General features: G+C 29.5%; 21 protein-coding genes and 2 tRNA genes. 11 read left to right on the forward strand and 12 right to left on the reverse strand.

Annotation, left to right across the window (positions count from 1 at the left end):
- Positions 1–62 precede the first annotated feature (62 nt).
- Positions 63–1,265, forward strand: a complete 1,203-nt coding sequence (locus MHN29_RS17280) for an Ig-like domain-containing protein (RefSeq protein ID WP_235275927.1) — start codon at positions 63–65, stop codon at positions 1,263–1,265.
- Positions 1,249–2,142 carry a hypothetical protein gene (locus MHN29_RS17285; protein WP_235275928.1) on the forward strand — a complete coding sequence of 298 codons (894 nt, stop codon included), beginning with the start codon at positions 1,249–1,251 and terminating at the stop codon, positions 2,140–2,142. The genes MHN29_RS17280 and MHN29_RS17285 overlap by 17 nt, the downstream gene beginning before the upstream one ends.
- 48 nt (positions 2,143–2,190) lie before the next feature.
- Here the strand turns inward: MHN29_RS17285 and MHN29_RS17290 are convergent, their stop codons facing one another.
- The 9 genes from MHN29_RS17290 to aroC all read right to left on the reverse strand — a co-directional run bounded on the left by MHN29_RS17290 (position 2,191) and on the right by aroC (position 11,329).
- Positions 2,191–2,610: a nuclear transport factor 2 family protein gene (locus MHN29_RS17290; protein ID WP_235275929.1), complete on the reverse strand. Its 420-nt coding sequence runs from the start codon at positions 2,608–2,610 to the stop codon at positions 2,191–2,193.
- 94 nt (positions 2,611–2,704) lie between these two features.
- Positions 2,705–3,760 (reverse strand): AraC family transcriptional regulator, encoded by a 1,056-nt coding sequence (locus tag MHN29_RS17295; protein WP_235275930.1) that lies wholly within the window; start codon positions 3,758–3,760, stop codon positions 2,705–2,707.
- 81 nt (positions 3,761–3,841) lie between these two features.
- Positions 3,842–6,007: a DUF5916 domain-containing protein gene (locus tag MHN29_RS17300; protein ID WP_235275931.1), complete on the reverse strand. Its 2,166-nt coding sequence runs from the start codon at positions 6,005–6,007 to the stop codon at positions 3,842–3,844.
- A 1-nt stretch (position 6,008) separates the two neighbouring features.
- Positions 6,009–6,584: a nuclear transport factor 2 family protein gene (locus tag MHN29_RS17305; RefSeq protein WP_235275932.1), complete on the reverse strand. Its 576-nt coding sequence runs from the start codon at positions 6,582–6,584 to the stop codon at positions 6,009–6,011.
- Positions 6,585–6,687: 103 nt separating this feature from the next.
- Entirely contained in the window at positions 6,688–7,590 is a 903-nt protein-coding gene (locus tag MHN29_RS17310) for a helix-turn-helix domain-containing protein (protein ID WP_235275933.1), read from the reverse strand.
- Positions 7,591–7,792: 202 nt separating this feature from the next.
- Positions 7,793–8,341 carry a DinB family protein gene (locus MHN29_RS17315; RefSeq protein WP_235275934.1) on the reverse strand — a complete coding sequence of 183 codons (549 nt, stop codon included), beginning with the start codon at positions 8,339–8,341 and terminating at the stop codon, positions 7,793–7,795.
- Positions 8,342–8,392: 51 nt separating this feature from the next.
- Entirely contained in the window at positions 8,393–8,929 is a 537-nt protein-coding gene (locus tag MHN29_RS17320; RefSeq protein WP_235275935.1) for a Crp/Fnr family transcriptional regulator, read from the reverse strand.
- Complete coding sequence (locus tag MHN29_RS17325; protein ID WP_235275936.1) at positions 8,926–9,996, reverse strand: PA0069 family radical SAM protein; 1,071 nt, start codon at positions 9,994–9,996, stop codon at positions 8,926–8,928. Before MHN29_RS17325 ends, MHN29_RS17320 begins: the two co-directional genes overlap by 4 nt.
- 271 nt (positions 9,997–10,267) lie before the next feature.
- Positions 10,268–11,329 (reverse strand): chorismate synthase, encoded by a 1,062-nt coding sequence (aroC, locus tag MHN29_RS17330; RefSeq protein ID WP_235275937.1) that lies wholly within the window; start codon positions 11,327–11,329, stop codon positions 10,268–10,270.
- Between the two features lie 316 nt (positions 11,330–11,645).
- On the opposite strand from aroC, the gene MHN29_RS17335 reads away from it, so the two are divergent.
- A tRNA-Ser gene (locus MHN29_RS17335) sits at positions 11,646–11,730 on the forward strand.
- Between the two features lie 239 nt (positions 11,731–11,969).
- Positions 11,970–12,054, forward strand: a tRNA-Ser gene (locus MHN29_RS17340).
- Between the two features lie 163 nt (positions 12,055–12,217).
- On the opposite strand, the gene MHN29_RS17345 is transcribed toward MHN29_RS17340, so the two are convergent.
- Together MHN29_RS17345 and MHN29_RS17350 are read right to left on the reverse strand one after the other, a co-directional pair.
- Complete coding sequence (locus MHN29_RS17345) at positions 12,218–12,511, reverse strand: DUF1330 domain-containing protein (protein WP_235275938.1); 294 nt, start codon at positions 12,509–12,511, stop codon at positions 12,218–12,220.
- 82 nt (positions 12,512–12,593) lie between these two features.
- Positions 12,594–13,067 carry a Crp/Fnr family transcriptional regulator gene (locus MHN29_RS17350; RefSeq protein ID WP_235275939.1) on the reverse strand — a complete coding sequence of 158 codons (474 nt, stop codon included), beginning with the start codon at positions 13,065–13,067 and terminating at the stop codon, positions 12,594–12,596.
- 301 nt (positions 13,068–13,368) lie between these two features.
- Here MHN29_RS17350 and MHN29_RS17355 point away from each other — a divergent pair, with 301 nt between their 5' ends.
- Positions 13,369–14,250 (forward strand): zinc-dependent peptidase, encoded by an 882-nt coding sequence (locus MHN29_RS17355; protein WP_235275940.1) that lies wholly within the window; start codon positions 13,369–13,371, stop codon positions 14,248–14,250.
- 40 nt (positions 14,251–14,290) lie between these two features.
- The gene (locus MHN29_RS17360; RefSeq protein ID WP_235275941.1) at positions 14,291–15,442 is read left to right on the forward strand and encodes a glycosyl hydrolase family 18 protein; all 1,152 of its coding nucleotides are present in this window, start codon (positions 14,291–14,293) and stop codon (positions 15,440–15,442) included.
- 20 nt (positions 15,443–15,462) lie between these two features.
- On the opposite strand, the gene MHN29_RS17365 is transcribed toward MHN29_RS17360, so the two are convergent.
- Positions 15,463–17,094 carry an ABC-F family ATP-binding cassette domain-containing protein gene (locus tag MHN29_RS17365; protein ID WP_150901509.1) on the reverse strand — a complete coding sequence of 544 codons (1,632 nt, stop codon included), beginning with the start codon at positions 17,092–17,094 and terminating at the stop codon, positions 15,463–15,465.
- Positions 17,095–17,318: 224 nt separating this feature from the next.
- Here MHN29_RS17365 and MHN29_RS17370 point away from each other — a divergent pair, with 224 nt between their 5' ends.
- The 5 genes from MHN29_RS17370 to MHN29_RS17390 are packed head-to-tail and all read left to right on the forward strand — an operon-like array spanning position 17,319 to position 19,900.
- Positions 17,319–17,780 (forward strand): hypothetical protein, encoded by a 462-nt coding sequence (locus MHN29_RS17370; protein WP_235275942.1) that lies wholly within the window; start codon positions 17,319–17,321, stop codon positions 17,778–17,780.
- Complete coding sequence (locus MHN29_RS17375) at positions 17,758–17,994, forward strand: hypothetical protein (RefSeq protein WP_235275943.1); 237 nt, start codon at positions 17,758–17,760, stop codon at positions 17,992–17,994. Before MHN29_RS17370 ends, MHN29_RS17375 begins: the two co-directional genes overlap by 23 nt.
- On the forward strand, positions 17,987–18,430 hold the full coding sequence (locus MHN29_RS17380) for a DinB family protein (RefSeq protein ID WP_235275944.1): 444 nt from the start codon (positions 17,987–17,989) through the stop codon (positions 18,428–18,430). The genes MHN29_RS17375 and MHN29_RS17380 overlap by 8 nt, the downstream gene beginning before the upstream one ends.
- A gap of 51 nt (positions 18,431–18,481) precedes the next feature.
- Complete coding sequence (locus tag MHN29_RS17385; protein WP_235275945.1) at positions 18,482–19,054, forward strand: sugar O-acetyltransferase; 573 nt, start codon at positions 18,482–18,484, stop codon at positions 19,052–19,054.
- Positions 19,055–19,093: 39 nt separating this feature from the next.
- Entirely contained in the window at positions 19,094–19,900 is an 807-nt protein-coding gene (locus MHN29_RS17390) for an AraC family transcriptional regulator (RefSeq protein ID WP_235275946.1), read from the forward strand.
- The last annotated feature ends 41 nt before the right edge of the window (positions 19,901–19,941 follow it).

A 19,941-nucleotide genomic window follows, 5' to 3' on the forward strand; every position in this document is an offset into this window, starting at 1 on the left:
ATGTAATGTATCATTTTTTTTTCGACGAACTGAGGGTTAAACAACCCATCAAAAAAAATTAAATGAAACATTTACGAATCTTATTTGTACTATCAGTAATACTACTACAAAGTTGTGTTCAAAATGATATTATAGACGACAGAGTTGATGAAAAACTAACTTTTAGTACGTCTATTCAAGAACTTACCATTAAAGGCACTTTTCAATACAATACCAAATACACTGATAACGTTGGTGAAGTACAAACCCCAAACATAACTTGGACATCCTCTAGTCCTGATATTATATCTGTTTCTAATTCAGGTTTAGTTACTGCTTTAAAAATTGGTACATCAACAGTTACTGCCTCTGTAATAACTTCAGAAGGAAAAGTAGTTACGAATGAAAATGAAATTACTGTTGTTAAAGCGGAACCTAAAATAGAAATTAATAATTTATTACAGAATTTAACTATAAATACAACTCATCAATACACTACAACTTATACAAACGATTTAGGCGAAAATGAAACGCATCCAATAACATGGTCTAGTTCTAATTCAGCTATTTTATCAGTTTCTAGTAGTGGTTTAATTACTGCTGTAGCTTTAGGTGATGCAACCATTACTGCTACAGTTACTATAAATGGTAACGCTGTTTCTACAGAAGATGTATTAACTGTAGTTGGTGTAGCTGAAAGATTAACAATTAACAATCCTGTTACTGAATTAGATGCCGACACTAATCAAACGCATCAATACACTACAACATATACAGATCAAACAGGACAAGTACAAACCCCACAAATAACTTGGTCTAGCTCAAACTCAAACATAGCTAGTGTTTCTTCTACTGGTTTAGTTACTGCTAATGCAATTGGCTCTGTTACTATTACAGCTAGTGTAACTTTAAATGGTAATACAACTACTGACGAAAATACTTTAACCATCACGGGTAGTGGCCCTAAAGAAAAAACAGGAACAATAAAAACGACTAGTAGTTATGCATTATCAGGAACATTTACATTAAAAGAAATCCCTGGTACTAACGATTTAGAATTAAGTATTAATGCAGACTACAACGCTTCTACAGCATTACCAGGTTTATACTTATACATGACAAACAATCCTAATACAGTAGGTGGAGCTAAAGAAATACAAAAAGTTACTGTATTTAATGGTGCGCATACCTATACTATTAAAAATACTGGAATAGATGATTTTAACCACTTATTATATTGGTGTAAACCATTTAGTGTAAAAGTTGGAGATGCAGAAATTAAATAATTTAGAATACAAAGAAATGAAAAAATATATCATATTATTAGGCTTAATAATTACTTGTTCAAATTCATTATTTGCACAATGGTCTAAAGGAAAAGGAAAAGGTTATTATAAATTATCTGCATGGTATTTAAAATCAGATCAACATTATACAAATACTGGAGCAATAGATCCAAATGTAACAAGAACACAATTCAACACTAATGTTTATGCTGAATATGGACTTACTAATAAAATAGACCTTATTGCTTATGTTCCGTTTTTTTCAAGAGCTGCGCAAAACAATCAAATATCAGGGACCAATAATAACGTAATTCAAAATGGAGAATCTTTTAACTCTTTTGGTGATGTAGACTTTGGTGCTAGATATGCATTTTACAAGAAAGGAAAATGGGCAGCAGATGTAAAATTACTTTTAGGATTACCAACTGGTGATGATTCTGGTGGTAGTGATGGAAGTTACCAAACTGGAGATGGAGAATTCAACCAATATTTATCTACTTCATTAGGTTATTCTACAGCATTTAATGGTTTACCTTTTTATGCAAAAACGCATATTGGATATAACAATCGATCTAAAGGTTTTTCTGACGAATTTAGAGGAGGACTTGAAGCTGGTCTTAACTTATTCAATAGAAAGTTTTGGATTATAACTCGTTTAAACCTTGTAAAATCTTTCAAAAATGGAACGTTAAATGCTGCTAATAGTAATGGAAGTATTTTTGCAAATAATGTTGAGTATACAAGCTTTGGTTTTGAAGGAGCTTACTATATAACAAATAAACTAGGAGTATCTGCTGGTTTTGACTCAGCTTTTTCTGGAAGAGTTATTGCTGCTAATCCATCTTTTACAGCTGGAATTTTCTTAGATATAAAATAACAACATTCTTAATTTATTATAAAAAAGCTCGCTATAAGCGAGCTTTTATTATTCAGGGTATTTTCTATAGGTAAATGATTTATGAACTATTTTCCATTCACCTTTTATTTTTAAAAGCATCATATAATCTGTATATATTCGTTTCCATTTTGGCATTAAAATTTCAACTTTAGCCATTGCTGCATCATTTTCATAATCTACAGAAATAATACGCCCTATTCTATTTTTCTTTTTACCTTCTTTTATATTATTAACATAATTCTTTCCTTTCCATGTTACTAAAGTATCGTTTTTGATATGATATAAATTTAAATTTTCATCAAAAGCTTTTCGAACTCTTTCTGGTTCCCCATTTGCAGTTCCTTCAATATAATTTAAAAGAGTTGTATTTATCTTTTCTATTTCAGTTTGTCCTATGACAGTTTGAATAGTCAAAATCATTATTAATAAAATTGCTGTTTTTTTCATAATTATAAATATTTCTTCAAACTTCTAAAAACCAAAGACAAACAACTAATTTTTATACTTTGAAGTTCTTCAATATTATAATTCTGAATAAAAATCAACCTTTAAATTGCTTTCTATACTGAGCTGGTGTACTTCCGGTTACTTTTTTGAAAGCAGTATAAAATGTAGTATTTGATGAAAATCCTACTTCATAACCTATAGCTTCTAAAGTAAAACTATCATTCGTTTTTAATATTTTCTTTGCCTCTTCTACTCTAAATTCATTTATATATTGGTTAAATGATTTTTGTAGATTATTATTTAAAAATTGTGATAGTTGATGCGGAGTAACATGAATCTCTTTAGCTAAATCTTTTAGTTTTACAGTATGATTTCTAAACAAATGTTTTTCTTTAAACACTTCAGATAGCTTCTTTTTTATTAAAATAGCTTCTTCATCTGATATCAAACTAACTTTATATTTTTCCTCTTCTTCAAAAAATATAGTTGCTTTTTTTCTTCTCATAAACCAAATAACTAAAGACAAATAGAAAATAAATGAAAAAGATAAAGCTCCAACTATGTAAGAAGTATAGTTTACTGTTTTATAAGCCAACCAAACAATTCCTATTCCTAAAACCAAATTAACTAACCAAAACTCTTTATCTGTTAGCTTTTCATTTTTAGAAAACAACTTTTTTAAACTATCCTTTATTAAATACCCCGATATTAAAATGTAAATAAACCACTGTGTATATAACAAGTAACCAAACGACATAAATCCTAAGCCCCATAATTTTCCTTTATTCTTTTTATATGGATAAAAATAAAACCAAACAACCATTATAACTATAGCTGGAATAACATGCCATAACCAAGTATATGATTTTTTAGCTACTGTAGTTCTTTTAGTTTCCTTGATATAGAGATATAAAAAAGGACCTATTAAAGCACAAGCTATTAAACCAAACTCTATAAAAAATTCAAAAATATTCCGATTTATAAATAAAAAAGCTGACTTTGTTATTCGAATACTTAAAGCCAAAATTAAAGCTGATAAAAAATAAGTAGAACGATTTCTATTTTTTATAAAAAAGGCAAAATATGCGCTTAATAAAATACCGTTTAAACCGCCAATTGCACTTAATAAAAATAATAACTGATTAGTCAAAGTCTTATATTTAATTACAATCAAAAATAATAAAAAACGCTCGGGATTACCGAGCGTTTTTCAATTATGCAATTTATGTATCTAAAAATCAAACCTATAATTCATTTTAAAAGCAATTCCCCAGTTTTTTCTATGAAAATTTTTATTAAAATTATCACTTACAACCAAATACACATATGACAACGGCTTATACTCCCATTGAAGTCTACTATTTATATTAAAGTTATCTTGTTGTGTATTGTATTGCACATAGGTTGTCCAGTTTAAACGTGTATTAAAAAATATTTCTCCTGTGAACCTTGTTAAATGAAAAGTTTCCTTTCCTAGTTCTTTTAAATCGATAGAATTAACATCATAGGACGCTTCTATATTAGCAAAAGGCAATAACTGATAATTTAAATAAACACCTCCTGCAATTCTATCTCCCGAATAATAGTTTCCTTTCTGAATATTAAATCTATATCGTAATTTCTGGTTATTGGCTGAATTGTACCCTAATTTTAATAAACCAAAACGATAGGTATCGGGCTGTAATGCATTTCCATTTCGTAAAGGGTCAAAGCCATACTTTAAATCAATAACATCATAATTAAACACATAATATAAAGCTGATAAATCTTTGAAAAATACTGCCGAATTAAAAAAATGTGATGTTTGATTCAACTTTCCATTTTGATCAAAATACGTTTGATTATCGTAATTCATATAACGAATTCTATTCAACTTTTTAGATTCATCATAAAACTTCACATATTGAATTCCTGCTGAAACTTGCTTATACCCTTCTCTAAATACCTCATCATTTATAGCATCATAATTATACAATCTTGGAGTAAAACCAACATCAGTTATGTAGTTCTTTTGAACATTTCTAATAGATGCATTCCATGAAAGTCCTCGTTTATTAAACCAAACCCCTAGGTTATAAAAGTTATTATCACCAGAAATACCATCATTAAAACTCTTCCCATAATTAGCCAACCCTATCCATTTATTATTATCCGATTTATAATTCAAATTAACACCAGCAACTCTGTTATAATCGTTTTTAAAACTAAAACCATTTGTTTCTTGTCTATTTATTAAAAAACCTGTTGTTGTTAAGTTTTTAGATAGTTGTTGCTCTGCTACAAATGCCCCATAATTTTGTGAAGGATTATCTAACTCTTTTTCAGTTTGAACATTTAAAACCCCTATTCTTGTTTTAGAAGAAACATTTCCTGATAATTTCAAACCAAAATCAATATTGCTACTCGCTCCTATTTTTCTTGAATAAAAAGGATTAATACCATTAACTCCCAGATTGGAAAATAAATCAGCATTCTCTAAAAAGAAATTTCTACGCTCTGGAAAAAATACTGAAAAACGTGTAAGATTAGTTACCTGTTGATCAACATCAATTTGAGAGAAATCTGGATTTAAGGTCACATCTAATTTTAATGATGGAGTTACATTATATTGTACGTCTAAACTCGGAGTAAAATCTGTTTTATCGCTATTATTCTCTACATCTTTTTGATAATTAACCGTAACTGATGGAACAACAGCAAACCTTGAAACTGTTTTATCTGGTAAGTTTTCTACTGTAAAAGGTCTAGTAAAACGTAAATCAAAAGTTGGATAATTCCTAGACAAATCGGTCATTATTGTCCAAGAATTATTTTTAATATCTCGAACATACATTTGCATTCCAAAAACAGCATTGTCTTTATTATAGTTTAATGATTTTAATGGAATTGCTATTTCATAAATTTTGTGGTTCCCTTTTTGAGATGTTTTAACCTCCCAAATAGTACTCCAGCTAAAATTCAATCCATATCCTTGATTCCTTTTTTCTACTAAAGCATCTACTTGTGTACCATAAGCATTACTTGCAAATAAGTATCCGCTTTGTTGTTGATTTTGAGTATCAAATACGATAATAAAAGCATCGCTTAATGCAATAGATACATCTCTTTTCAAAGAACTAACTTGAACTTTAGGTGTTGAGTCCTTATAAATAGCATTTATAAATAATTTTTTTCCATTATGAAACAACTTTACAGAAGTTTGATTTTCAGCTAAACCAATATCTGTAGGTGCTAGGTTATGAAAATTGGTTACCTCAGGTAGTCTTTTCCAAACAGCTTCATTTGGTTTACCGTCTAACTCTATATCTGTATCAATAAACGGTATGGTAGATTTTGATGCTTGACTTAATACTACAACTGAGTACATTGAAAATAATAAAACAAAAACTTTATTCATTCTAATTAGCTTTTACTTCACTAACCTTTGTAGCTGTTTTACTTATAATCTTCCAGTTTCCTTCTATTTTTTTCAATAAGAATAAATCTATATATACCCATTTTCGTTTAGGGCCTGCAATTTCAACCTTAGCTGTTGCAATGTCTTTTGTAATTTCAAATTCTAATATTCTTCCTTCTCTGCCATTAAATTTCCCTGCTTCTCCATTCTTAAAGAAATTAGCATATTCTTCAGGTGTATATCTTTTAAATCCTTGTCTTCCGGTTAAATATAATGTAGCATTTGAGGCAAAAGCACTTTTTATTAAATCAAGCTTATTATAAGAACTTCCAGTAATATAATTTTGAAGTGTTTTCTTGACTAATTTTTGATCTGGTGTTTCTGTTTTAGTACTTATTAAACTTTCATAGAACAATCGATCATCGGAAACAAAACTCTTATCATAATTAATAATTGACTTGTTTATAACTCTATCCCCATATACACTAGCTTGTAAAAATTCTTTACTTATAGGTTCTTTTTGAAATCCAAATAAAACAGGAGTAAACGTTAGGCAAATAATAAATGTAGTTTTCATCTTTTAGATTTTTAGTTTTACCCAAACTTCTTAAAAGCATCTAAAAACGAAATGATTAATTATAATTCAGTTGTCCTAGATTATAATTCTGGAGAATTTTATACTACAAAAACTGTTTTTGATATTGCGCTGGTGTTAACCCGACCTGCTTTTTAAACGTAGCATAAAAGTTTGATTTTGAAGAAAATCCTGCTTCAAAACCTACAGTTTCTAATGTTAAATTGGTGTTTTCTTTTAAAATATTCTTTGCTTCATCAATTCTATAAGTATTTAAAAATGCTGCAAAGCTTTTTCCTATATTATCATTCAATAATTGTGATAATTTGTGAGATGTAATCTGTAATTCTTTTGCAATATCTAACAGTTTAACATTACTATTTTTATACAATTCTTTTTGTTTCATTAAAGCATCCAACTTTTCAATTAGCAATGAAGCTTCATTATCTTGTATTTTTTTAGCTGCATATTTTTCTGGAATATCTTGAAAAATAGTTTCTCTATTCTTCTTTGATAAAAAGAAAATTAATAATACATAAAACACTACCGAAAAAGTAATGGTTCCTACTAAATACAAAAAGAAATACCCTACAATATAGGCTATAAAAATTAAAGCATTTGCTAAAACAACTCCTATTAACCAAAGTTCAGCTGTAGTGCATTTGCTTGTCTTAGAAAATATTTTCTTTACAATATCTTTTAAAAGATAAGAAGAGGCTAAAATGTACACACCCCAAACTCCATAAATTACCCAAATAAAGTTTCCCCAAAATTCATCATTTCCTATATAGGGCTTTACTATTCCTACAATTGTTACAAATAAAAAAAGAATACTAAAATGAATAATCCATGATTTAGGCAGTCTCTTTCTATTTTCTATAGATGATTTTATATAGTAAAATAACGTTACTCCTATTAAAAAACAAGCTGACAAACCTACTTGCATAACCAATAAATCTATTTGATCTTGTGGTGCAAAAATTCGATAAACAGACTTTCCTATTCGCAAACTTAAAAACAAGACCAATAACCCAAACCAAAAATTTTGTATTCGCTTTTGTTTATTAAAAAAAAGGAAATAAATACTCACTAAAAAACCGTTAAACACACCAAGTGAGCAAAGAAAAAATATGATTGGGTTACTAAAATTCATTACAATTTTATAAAGTCTAAACTTCGACTAAAATATAAAATAATGAATTATAATCTTTTTAAAGTTCGTTAAATACTTTTTTTGCTTGTACTATATGACGCTCATTATGATGAATTACAAATCGAAAAGTATCTCCTAATCTCAACTTTAATAAAGGTAAAGTTATACTTGTTTTAGTTTTGGTTAAGTTCTTATTAGCTGCTACTTTTAACAATTCTAAAAGTTCTTTTTGAAAAGTTATAAAACTCAGCAATACTTCCTCCTTCTTTAATTTAGAATATATCGGGTTTTTACTTTTAAAAGTGTTCATTGTTTTCATTCCTTTCTTAGGCAACATATCTATAGCAAACTTATTCCCTAAATATCCTGATGTAAATGTATTTGATGCGGGATACTTTGAACTTTTCATTCTTTTTGCTATTTCTGGATTATAAAATGCTGCATATAAATTTAAATGTTCCAAGCATTCTAAAACTGACCAAGATTTCTCATTTTTTTTAGATTGAAGTTTTGCTTCTGACTCCTTTTGTAAGGCTTCTGCATATTCAATATGTGCTGTTACATATTGTTCTAATTCTGTGAATAAATCTGTTACTTTAAAAACCATTCTCTATTTTTATTTCAAAATTGAGACTTTTAACTATTATAATTCTTGATCCTAATCAAGAGTTTTTAATATTCTTGATAATGTTTCTGGTGTCATTCTTAAATATGATGCTATATACTTTTGTGGTATTTCTTGAAATACCTGTGGACTTCTTTTAAATACTCGTTCAAATCTTTTTTGTGGCGAATAGGTTATCAGGTCTATTTCTCTTTCTATTTGCTGATACACAAAACTCTCCAACAGTTTTTTCCAAATTTCCTCATACTCTTTTGTAGAGTTTATAAAACGCATATATCGTTCTTTAGAAATTACTTTCAATTCGCATTTCTTTAAGGCTTGAATAAAAAAAGAGGTCGGATGTTCAGTTAAAAAACAATCCAAAGCGGTTATTATTGAATTTCTATACCCAAACCTTATGGTATGCTCTTCTACCTCATCATTAATAAAAACACGTAAACTTCCTTCTTTTACAAAATATAAATTGGTATTCGTATCTCCTTGATTTACCAAGAATTCGTTTCGCTTAAGCGTAATTTCTTTTTCCCATTCTCCTTCTAATGCTGTTAACAATTTTTCTAATGGATTCATGTAAACAAATTCAATTGATTGGTTTGGTGTTTATCAAATTTAGTAAAATCTAACGGAGGAAAATGACTTTCTTTTAAATACAGTTTTCTAGCTAGCTTAAACTGCATTGTTATTTGTTCTGCTATTTTCCCTTCTCCTCTCATTCTGGTTGCAAATCTTGAGTCGTTTAAAGTTCCGTTATGACAGTCTTCTATTTGATGTAGAATTTTGTTTGCTCTATCTGGATATGCTTTCTGCACCCAATTGGTAAATATCTCTCCTATAGCACCATTTAAACGCACCACGGTATAACCAACCGACTTTGCTCCTAATTCACTAACCTTTTTTACTAAAGGTATAATTTCATGACTATTTATTGACGGTATAATGGGTGCCATCATAACATTTACTGGGATTCCATTCTTAGCTAATTCTTTTACCGTTTCTAATCTCTTTTTTATGGTTGCTGTTCTTGGCTCTACCGCTCTTCTTGTTTCTTCTGATAAAGAGGTTATTGAAATACTTACCCTTAACAAATTCATGGAAGCCATTTCTTTTAAAATATCTAAATCTCGAAGTATTAATGAGTTTTTAGTAATTATACTTACTGGATGCTTTAGCTTTAACAACACTTCTAACATCGCTCGTGTAATTTTTAACTTCTTTTCTATGGGTTGATAACAATCCGTATTCCCCGACAACATAATATTTTGTGCTTCCCAACTCCTACTTCGTAGCTTTTTTTCTAATAATTCTGCTGCATTGGCTTTGTATAAAATTTTTCTTTCAAAATCCAATCCTGCTGAATATCCCCAATACTCATGACTATTTCTTGCGTAACAATAAATACACCCGTGTTCACATCCTTGGTATGGATTCATTGAATATGTAAATCCTATATCGGGGCTCGTTACTTTGTTTAAAATAGTTTTTGGATAAATTTCTAAGTACGACGTTTTGTTATTGTCAGCCTTTTCGTTTTCTACTTCACAATAATTTAAAAAGTCGTCTAGCACCTCATGTTGATGATGTAAAAATTTATTATGGGTATTATGCTGTGCACCACGCCCTTTAATGTAGTCCTCCATTTTTAGTCTCAATAAAATTATATAAAAAGTGTCTTTAGAATGATTTTATCGAGAACACGTTAGAAAACTTCTCGACAACTAATTCCGATAGAAAAACGGAATCACTCGAAGTGACTTTATAAAATTACAGGAAAAAGAAACATGAAAATGTTAATGTTCGAATAGCTTATTAACAATATTCAAAACTCCATATTATAAAAGAAAAACGATAAGAAAATTAGTAACTAAATTTCTCATCGTTCTTTTTATCTATTAAAATATCATAAATTTTTTAAACTCTTCTCATTTTATCAAGCAACCAAAAATCTGCTAATACTAAAGCCGTTAAAGCTTCAACAATAGGGACAGCTCTTGGAACTACACAAGGATCGTGACGTCCCTTTCCATGTATTTCAGTGGCCTCTCCTTCTGAGTTTATCGTTTCTTGATTTTGCATAATGGTAGCTACAGGTTTAAATGCTACTCTAAAATACACATCCATTCCATTAGATATTCCTCCTTGCACTCCACCTGAAAGATTTGTCCTCGTTGTTCCATCTTCATTAAAAATATCATTATGCTCTGAACCTTGCATCTTAGCTCCACAAAAACCACTTCCGAATTCAAAACCTTTTACTGCATTGATAGACAACATGGCTTTTCCTAATTCTGCATGTAACTTATGAAAAATTGGTTCTCCTAAACCAACTGGCATATTTTGAGCCACACAAGTAATTGTACCTCCTATGGTATCACCTGCTTTTCTTATTTGATTGATTTTTTCAATCATTTGTTCTGCTGATGCTTCATCTGGACAACGCACTATATTGCTTTCTGTTTTTGAAAAATCTAAATCTTGATAAGGCTTTACCATAAAAATATCACCTACTGAAGATGTAAAGGCATTGATATTAATGTGCTTTATTAATTGTTTAGCCAAAGCTCCCGCAACAACCCAGTTGGCTGTTTCACGAGCAGAAGTACGTCCTCCTCCTCTATGATCTCTTATACCATATTTCTTGTCATAGGTATAATCGGCATGAGATGGACGATACACATTAGTATTATGATTATAGTCCTTACTTTTCTGATTGGTGTTCTTAATTACAAAACCAATAGAGGCACCTGTTGTTTTACCTTCAAATATTCCAGATAAAAACTCAACAGTATCTGGTTCTTTACGCTGTGTTACAATTTTTGACTGCCCCGGTTTACGTCGGTCTAATTCATATTGAACAGCCTCTAAATCTACTTCCATACCTGCAGGAAAACCATCAATAACTCCTCCTATTGCAGTACCATGTGATTCACCAAATGTGGTTACTTTTAAAATATTTCCAAATGAATTAAACATGTTTTCTTTATTTTAAGACGAAAGTAAATTATTTACCCTGAATAATTGCAATGAAAAAACCATTATTATTCAAATAATATGGCTGTAAAAAAGATTTTTGATGACTTGTTTTTTCTTTTTCAACCTAATGAGAACTCAATTTTAAAAAAAAGTAAAAAAAATCACAGTACCAAACTTACTGATAGTAAAAAACTTACGGTTACACTTTCAAAAAACTCTTAATTTCCATTAAAAAATCCGTCTATTTCTTTTTCAGAACTAAAAAAAGATACTATATTTGCACCCGCATTCAAGGAAATATCTTGAGTGCTAGTCAGGAGAAATGGCAGAGTGGTCGAATGCGGCGGTCTTGAAAACCGTTGTCTGTAACAGGACCGGGGGTTCGAATCCCTCTTTCTCCGCAAAACCGAAGCAATAGCTTCGGTTTTTTTTAGGGGATTAAAGAAAAAGCTTACAACGTAAGCTTTTTTCTATTTATACAGGTTTCATCTTTTAAATACTCCCCTTCTATCCAATTAGAATTCGCATAAAATATTTCCCAACAAAAAAAGATTTATAATAAAAGAAAAAAGTTGTAGTTCATTTAGATAAAATATACTATATTTGCACCCGCAATCAGGAAATACTTGATAGCAGGTCTGGAGAAATGGCAGAGTGGTCGAATGCGGCGGTCTTGAAAACCGTTGTCTGTAACAGGACCGGGGGTTCGAATCCCTCTTTCTCCGCAAAACCGAAGTAACTGCTTCGGTTTTATTATTTTTAGGGGAATTAAAATAAAAGCTTACATTGTGTAAGCTTTTATTTTTTTATAATGTTTTCTACACATTATATTTTCCTTAGTAATAAAGGGTTATTGATTTACTTCTTGAGACTTTATATAAGGAAAACCTAGAAACCTTTTTCTAAAATAATCGAATCACTTTGACTTACTTTTTGACGCCAAGCTTTTATAGCCTGATACTCTGGATCATTATAAAAAGCTTCTGCTGCTACCTTCGTTGGAAACTCTACAATTACAACACGCCCTTCTGGTACCGCTCCTTCAATAGTTAATGGATTTTCATCAACTGCTACCGTTACTCCTCCATGACGTTGCACAATAGGCACTGCGTTTTCTATATACTCTTTATTAAAGGTTTCTAAATCGTTTACACGTACAAATGCTAACATGTATGCTTTCATAATATTTATTTTAATGATTAATACTGTCACAAATGTATTTTGTCAACAATTGGTGTGCATTAATAAATATTAAGAATTCAAATTATCGTGAAGCTCTTATTTTGTCTCCTTTAGCTTTGCTTAGCGCTTCTGGAGTAATCCCTAAATAAGAAGCAATCATTCTTTGAGGCACTCTTTGGGTTAAATTAGGGTATGTTTCTATAAAATGTTCATAACGTTGTAAACCTGAATAACTCATTAGCATAATTATTCTTCTTTGAAGTACCATCATTCTTTTAGCTATGGCTGGAGCGTTTGGAGAAATTTGACTAAAATCTTTTTCTCTTACTTGAATTACTGAATCTTCAAGAGCTTCAATAAAAAAATCACTAGGTTGTCCTTTTTCAACAGCATCTGCTATAATCCACCCTTCCGGAGCAAACATAAAAATATGTTCTTTCCCCTTCTCATCTATAGTATAACTTCTTAAAAGTCCAGATACCACTTCATAAACCATAGTTTCAAGGTCTCCTTTGTATTGTAAAATCTCTCCTTTCTTAACTTCTATAGTTTTCATTTTAATAATTTAAACCTTATTAAATATACATAAACTAACTAATTCTTTAATAAGAAACTATTATAAATGAGAAAAGAAGTATACTTTTCAGATACTTCTTTTCATTAAACTATAACCAAAAATTAACAATGAAAACTTAAACTTTCAATTATTAATTATAAAATTACTTCTAGAAATCTGTTTTTTAAGAAAAATTAGATGAAGTTAATTTATGTATCGATAATGAGAAGACTTTTACACATGAAATAATCTCATTATTACTATTTTTAACCTCTAATTAAAAAACTGCTATTCTTTTAAAATGATTTTCTTTCTATTTTTTATACTCATCATTGCTTTTATCCTTATTAGAAATACTGGTAAAACTAAATCAGAAACAAATAAATGGAAACAACCTACTTCTAATTTCCCTAAGAAATGGTCAATTATTTTAACTCAAAAAGTAACTTTTTATAATGCCTTATCTTCTGAAGAAAAAGAATTGTTCGAATTCAAAGTCCATGAATTTATTTTAAACTGTAAAATTATTGGTGTAGATACCACGGTTACTATTACCGACAAACTTCTTATAGGTGCTAGTGCTGTGATTCCTATTTTTAATTTCCCTAATTGGAAATACCCAAACATTTCTGAAGTTATCTTATACCCAGATATGTTTAATCAACATTTTGAAACTGAGGGCGACAACCGTAGAATTTTAGGTATGGTAGGAAATGGCTATATGGAAGGCAAAATGATTTTGTCTAAACCTGCTTTGCATTTAGGTTTCACCAATGAATCTGATAAAAAGAATACTGCCATTCATGAGTTTGTGCATTTAATAGACAAACTAGATGGAAATATTGATGGTGTACCTCATGTATTATTAGAAAAACAATATACCATTCCTTGGATTGATTTAATTAACAAAAAAATTGACGAAATTTACAATGAAGATTCAGACATAAATCCATACGGTGGAACCAATAAAGCTGAATTTTTTTCTGTTGCTAGTGAGTATTTCTTTGAAAGACCTAAGCTATTAGCCAGAAAACATCCCGAGTTATATGCTTTGCTTGAAAAAATATTTAAACAAGACATGGACGATATGAATCTTCACTTTAAACGTATTGATATTTCTAGAAATGATCCTTGTTTATGTGACAGCGGTCTTAAATACAAAAAATGTTGTGGTACTAACTAAACTCTCTTTAACTAAAACTTTTATTTACAGCTCACTACTCTTGAGTTTATTATATAGTTGTAATTCCAAAAAAGATTCACAACCTTTTAAAAGTTCTAGAACTGCACTTCTTTCTAAACTAAACAGTAATTTAAGCGAAGAGCAATGGGATAGTGTAAATACGACTTCTCCTAAAGTGATTCAACATAAAAAAGTAAAACGAAATTCGAAATACAAAACATTAGGTTGGCATCTTTATTCTAACGGCACAGTTTATAAAAATTATAATTTCGACTTACTCTGGGCACTTTCTTATTTTTCTTATAAGGTAAATCCCACAACAGGAACTTCTAAAAATATAGGCAACTGGAAAACCACTGCTATTATAGACAGCGCTAAAGCTCACAATTGCAAAGTATTTTTATCGGTCTCTAATTTTGGAAGTAGTAACAACGCTACATTTTTAAGTAATACCAAAGCTCAAAAAAAATTAATTGACAATCTAGTAACACTTTTAGATTACAGAAAAGCGGATGGTATTAATATTGACTTTGAAGGTATTGCTAAAAAAGACAAACAACTTTTTTCCTCTTTTGTGAATCGTATTTCTAAAAAACTTAAAAAAGCCAATCCTAATTATCTAATCACCTTATGCCTCTATGCTAATGACTGGCACTATATTTTTGACATTAAAAAGATAAACACTTCTGTTGATTTTTATACGCTAATGGGATACGACTATTACGGAAACTTTAGTTCCAAAGCAGGTCCAATTAGTCCACTAAAAAATAGCTCCGAATTTGGAAATGGGTTAGAACATTCCATAAAATATTACCTAAAAAAAGGAGTATCTCCTTCTAAACTTATTGTCGGACTCCCCTATTATGGTGCTAAATGGTATACAAAATCAGAAAATGTACCTTCTAAAGTAATCAAATACAAATCGAGTCCAACCTACAGTACTATTAAAAGAATTTATATTGACTCTTTAAAAATCCCTGTACAATTTAACAAAGAAAGCGCTAGTACTTACCTCAGTTTTAAAGAACACAATGCCTACCGACAATTATGGTTTGAAACCCCTAAGTCTTTAGCTTTAAAATACGATTGGATTAAAGAGCAGCAACTAGCTGGTGTTGGTATTTGGACTTTAGGCTATGACAACGGTTATCCTGAATTATGGAATCTTTTAGCTGAAAAATTCTCTGAATAATTTCTAATAAATTTTCTTTTCTATAAGTCTATCTCTTTTAAAGCTTTGATATTATTTCGTTCTAAGAAAGCATCTATTGTTTCAAAATGCTCTATTACACGTTTATCTTTAAACTCAAATACTTTTTGCGACAATCCTTGTAAGAAATCACGGTCGTGAGATACCAATATCAAAGTTCCGTCGAAATGCAACAATGCTTCCTTAATCACATCTTTAGAGCGTAAATCTAAGTGATTTGTTGGCTCATCTAATATTAGTACGTTTACTGGTTCTAATAATAACTTCACCATTGCCAAACGTGTTTTTTCTCCTCCCGATAATACTTTTACTTTTTTATCAATATCATCACCTGAGAACATAAATCGTCCTAAGATATTTTTAATTTGAGTTCTTACATCACCTTCCGCTACCTCATCTACCGTTTGAAAGATAGTTAATTCTGGATCTAATAAAGATGCTTGATTTTGTGCAAAGTAGCCTACTTTAGCATTGTGCCCTAATCCAGCTTCTCCTTCAAAATCTATTTCTCCCATGATAGCTTTTATCATCGTCGATTTCCCTTCTCCGTTTCTTCCTACAAACGAAACTTTTTCTCCTCTAGCTATAGAAAAACTTGCATCTTTAAATACAGTTAAATCTCCATACTCTTTAGTTAAACCTTCTACTTTTACAGGATAATCTCCAGAACGTGGTGATGGTGGAAAGCGTAATTTTAATGAAGATGTATCTACCTCATCAATTTCTACAATGTCTAACTTTTCTAACATACGTTCTCTAGAAGCTACTTGATTTGTTTTTGAGTAAGTTCCTTTAAAACGTTCAATAAATGCTTTGGTATCTGCAATAAACTTTTGTTGCTCTTGATATGCTTTTAATTGATGTGCCCTTCGCTCCTTTCGTAGCTCTAAATAATGAGAATAATTCGCTTTGTAATCGTGAATAGTTCCCATAGTTACCTCAATAGTTCTATTGGTAATATTATCAATAAATGCTTTATCGTGCGATATAACAACTACGGCTTTAGCTTTGTTTAATAAAAAGTTTTCTAACCAAATTACCGATTCTATATCTACGTGGTTTGTAGGCTCATCTAACAGAATTAAGTCAGGCTTTTGCAATAAGATTTTTGCTAACTCAATACGCATACGCCACCCCCCACTAAACTCTGAAGTTAAACGATTAAAATCTTCCTGTTTAAACCCTAGTCCTTTTAAAGCTTTTTCTACTTCAGCTTCATAATTTATTTCTTCTAAAGCATAATATGTTTCTCCTAAGTCCGATACACGTTCTATAATTTTCATGTATTCTTCAGACTCATAATCGGTACGAGTTTCTAATTGCTTATTTAAAGATTCCATCTCTGCTTTCATAGCAAATATTCCTTCAAAAGCCTTAGATGCTTCCTCTTTTACCGTGCAATTATCCTCCATTAATAAATGCTGTGGTAAATAAGCTATTACGGTATCTTTTGGAGTTCTAACACCTCCTTTAGTGGCTTTTGAAACTCCAGCAATAATCTTCATCATGGTAGACTTCCCTGCTCCATTTTTACCCATTAAGGCTATTTTATCATTCTCATTTATAACAAAAGAAACATCTTTAAATAATGTTCTCCCGCTAAATTCTACTGTTAATTGATCTACCGTAATCATAATGCTAAATTTTGAATCGCGAAATTAGCAAAATCTATGTACATCGTATTAAATTTTTTACAATTGATATATCTTCTATTTTCTTATATTTGAAAGAAAATTGCGCAGCGTTTATTCTTATACTTTTAATTTTTACATGTTTCTAGTTTTTATTGAACTAGAAGATGCATTAATTACTGATAAAGTAAAAAGTTCTACATGTTAATAGAATACTACAATTAATTATGAAAAAAATAATACTAAACATAAGTATTATAATTGCTATTATATCGGGAATTTTCTTAATTGGCTATTTATTTATTGCCATCAGTGTTTGGTATCAATTTAATGTAGGGTGTGGAATGGATGATGGGCCTTTTGAAGCTATAAAAATTAATAAAATTGAATTATCAGAGAAAACCGAGATATTTAAATTAGAAAATGGAGTATTAATCTTAGATAATAGAAATGATACTTTATCTCCAATTTTAATGTATAAAAAAAATAATACGGTTAAATGGGTTTTAGATACAGACGTTAGAAATACAAAAGGTTATGAAAACTGTAGAATTTCATCTATTAATGATATAAAAATCAACGAAAGTTCTAAGGAGTTGAATCTAAAATTTTATGCTTTATGGACTTATGGAGCAGAGAGAGGCTCTATGAATATTGAGAAAAAGAATGGTGACAATAATTTTGTTTAAGTTGGTAATTAAAATACTACACAGAAAGAAAAATACATTAGAAACTAAAAAAGGGTATTATTTTGCCGTTATAGTAACAGCTTTAATCGTAATTATTACAATACACAAACTCTTTACTGATGATAATTTTGATACTGGAAATATTGGTGTGCTTATGGTTTCTTTAGGAACTATTTGGAGTGGAGTCCGCTGGAATAAAAAAAAACATGGTTAAAACAACAAACAAACTAGAAGACTTATTACAAAAAGGATTAGAGTATTTTTCTAAGACTTCAGAAGAAGAAATCAGTAAGAAACTAACTCCTGAAAAATGGTCTAAAAAAGAAATCTTAGGGCATTTGATAGACTCTGGAGTTAATAATCTCCAGCGATTTACAGAAATTCAATTTGAAAACAAACCCTATAAAATTAGAAAGTACAATCAGAATGAATTAGTAATTGCTAACGATTATCAAAATGCTAAAACTAAAGAACTCCTTAGTTTTTGGATTGCTATCAACCATAGAATTCTTAACATAATGAAACTTCAAACAGAAGAATCTCTTAATTATAAAATTGAATTGGATATTGATAATATTTCTGATTTACACTTTTTAATGACTGATTATGTTGATCATTTAGAACATCATTTAAATCAAATTATTAAATAATTTATATTTTACAGCTTATATATCCCTATCATATTTCTAAGTAGATAAATAATGACTGAAAAAGAGAAAATGCTTAATGGTGAACACTACAACTCAAGAGATCCTGAGTTAATTAAAACATATCATAAAGCTAGAAACTTATTAAATAAGTATAATAATTTAGATTCTGAATTAACTCAAGAACGAGCACAAATCTTATCAGAACTTTTTGAATTTAAAGGAACGGATGTTTGGATTGAGACACCTTTTTTTTGTGATTATGGAGAAAATATTTCAATAGGAAAAAATACATTTATTAATACCAATTGCATATTTTTAGATAACAATAAAATTACCATTGGAAAAAATGGATTAATTGCTCCATATGTCCAAATATACACAGCTAGTCATCCTATAAAAGCATCTGATAGAATATTGGAAAATGAACATGATTCTCGTTATATCACTTTTTCTAAGCCAGTTACTATAGGTGATAATGTTTGGATTGGAGGTAATTCTGTAATTTTACCAGGTGTTACCATTGGGAATAATGTTACTATTGGTGCTAGTAGCGTAGTTAGTAAAAATATTCCTGATAATGTTTTAGCTCTTGGCAGTCCTTGTAGAATAGTAAAAGAACTCTAAATTAATTATATTTTTTTTGCAAACTCTCAACTAATTTAAATGAGTACTATTTTCGAAACATTTAAGCCTAAAAGTTCAACAATCAAAAAATATGTTGATTATTATTATTTAGATATAAAACCGAACAATAGCACAAGTAATTTTCAATGTTTCCCGCATTATAACAACACCATTTCTCTATATAAACCTAATATACAATTAGAGGTTAATGAAATACTATTTAAAGCTAACAAAAACTCACTTCAGATTTTCACTCCAATAAGAGAAAAAATTTTATCTGTAAAACAAAAAGGTAAAGTATATCGTGTTGTTATTGTTTTTCATCCATTAGGTATTCAACAATTTTATAAAGACTTATGCTTTGATAAATTTATTTCTGATTTTGATTTTTTTAATCGAAATGAATTAGAAGAAATATTTTCAACAAAAAACACCATACAAATAACTCAACTATTAGATAATTTTTTAGAAGAAAGATTTGAGAAATTTGAACATCCTTTACTTGAAAAAACTTTAGAATATATTTTTAATAATTATGATGATTTCAAAGTGGAAGAACTTTCTAAAGCTGTTAATATTAGTAGGCAACACCTAAATAAAGTTTTCAAATCTCACTTTGGACTTTCAATCAAATCATACCATAAAATTGTGCTTTTTAGGAAAACTATACATCAAAAACTTTTTGAAAACCCTGAAGATAATTTCACCAAAGTAGCACATCAATTTAATTATAATGATCAATCACATTTCATTAAAATATACAAAGCTTTAACTGGGAATTCTCCTAAATCATTTTTCTCTAAAGGAACATTACTAGGTAATGAAGATACTTTTTGGCACTTATAATTTAAGCAACATTCCATTTTTACAAGTTTGCCTCATTCTTT

It is taken from the genome of Tenacibaculum sp. Cn5-46, assembly GCF_022347705.1.
Lineage (GTDB): Bacteria > Bacteroidota > Bacteroidia > Flavobacteriales > Flavobacteriaceae > Polaribacter > Polaribacter aiptasiae.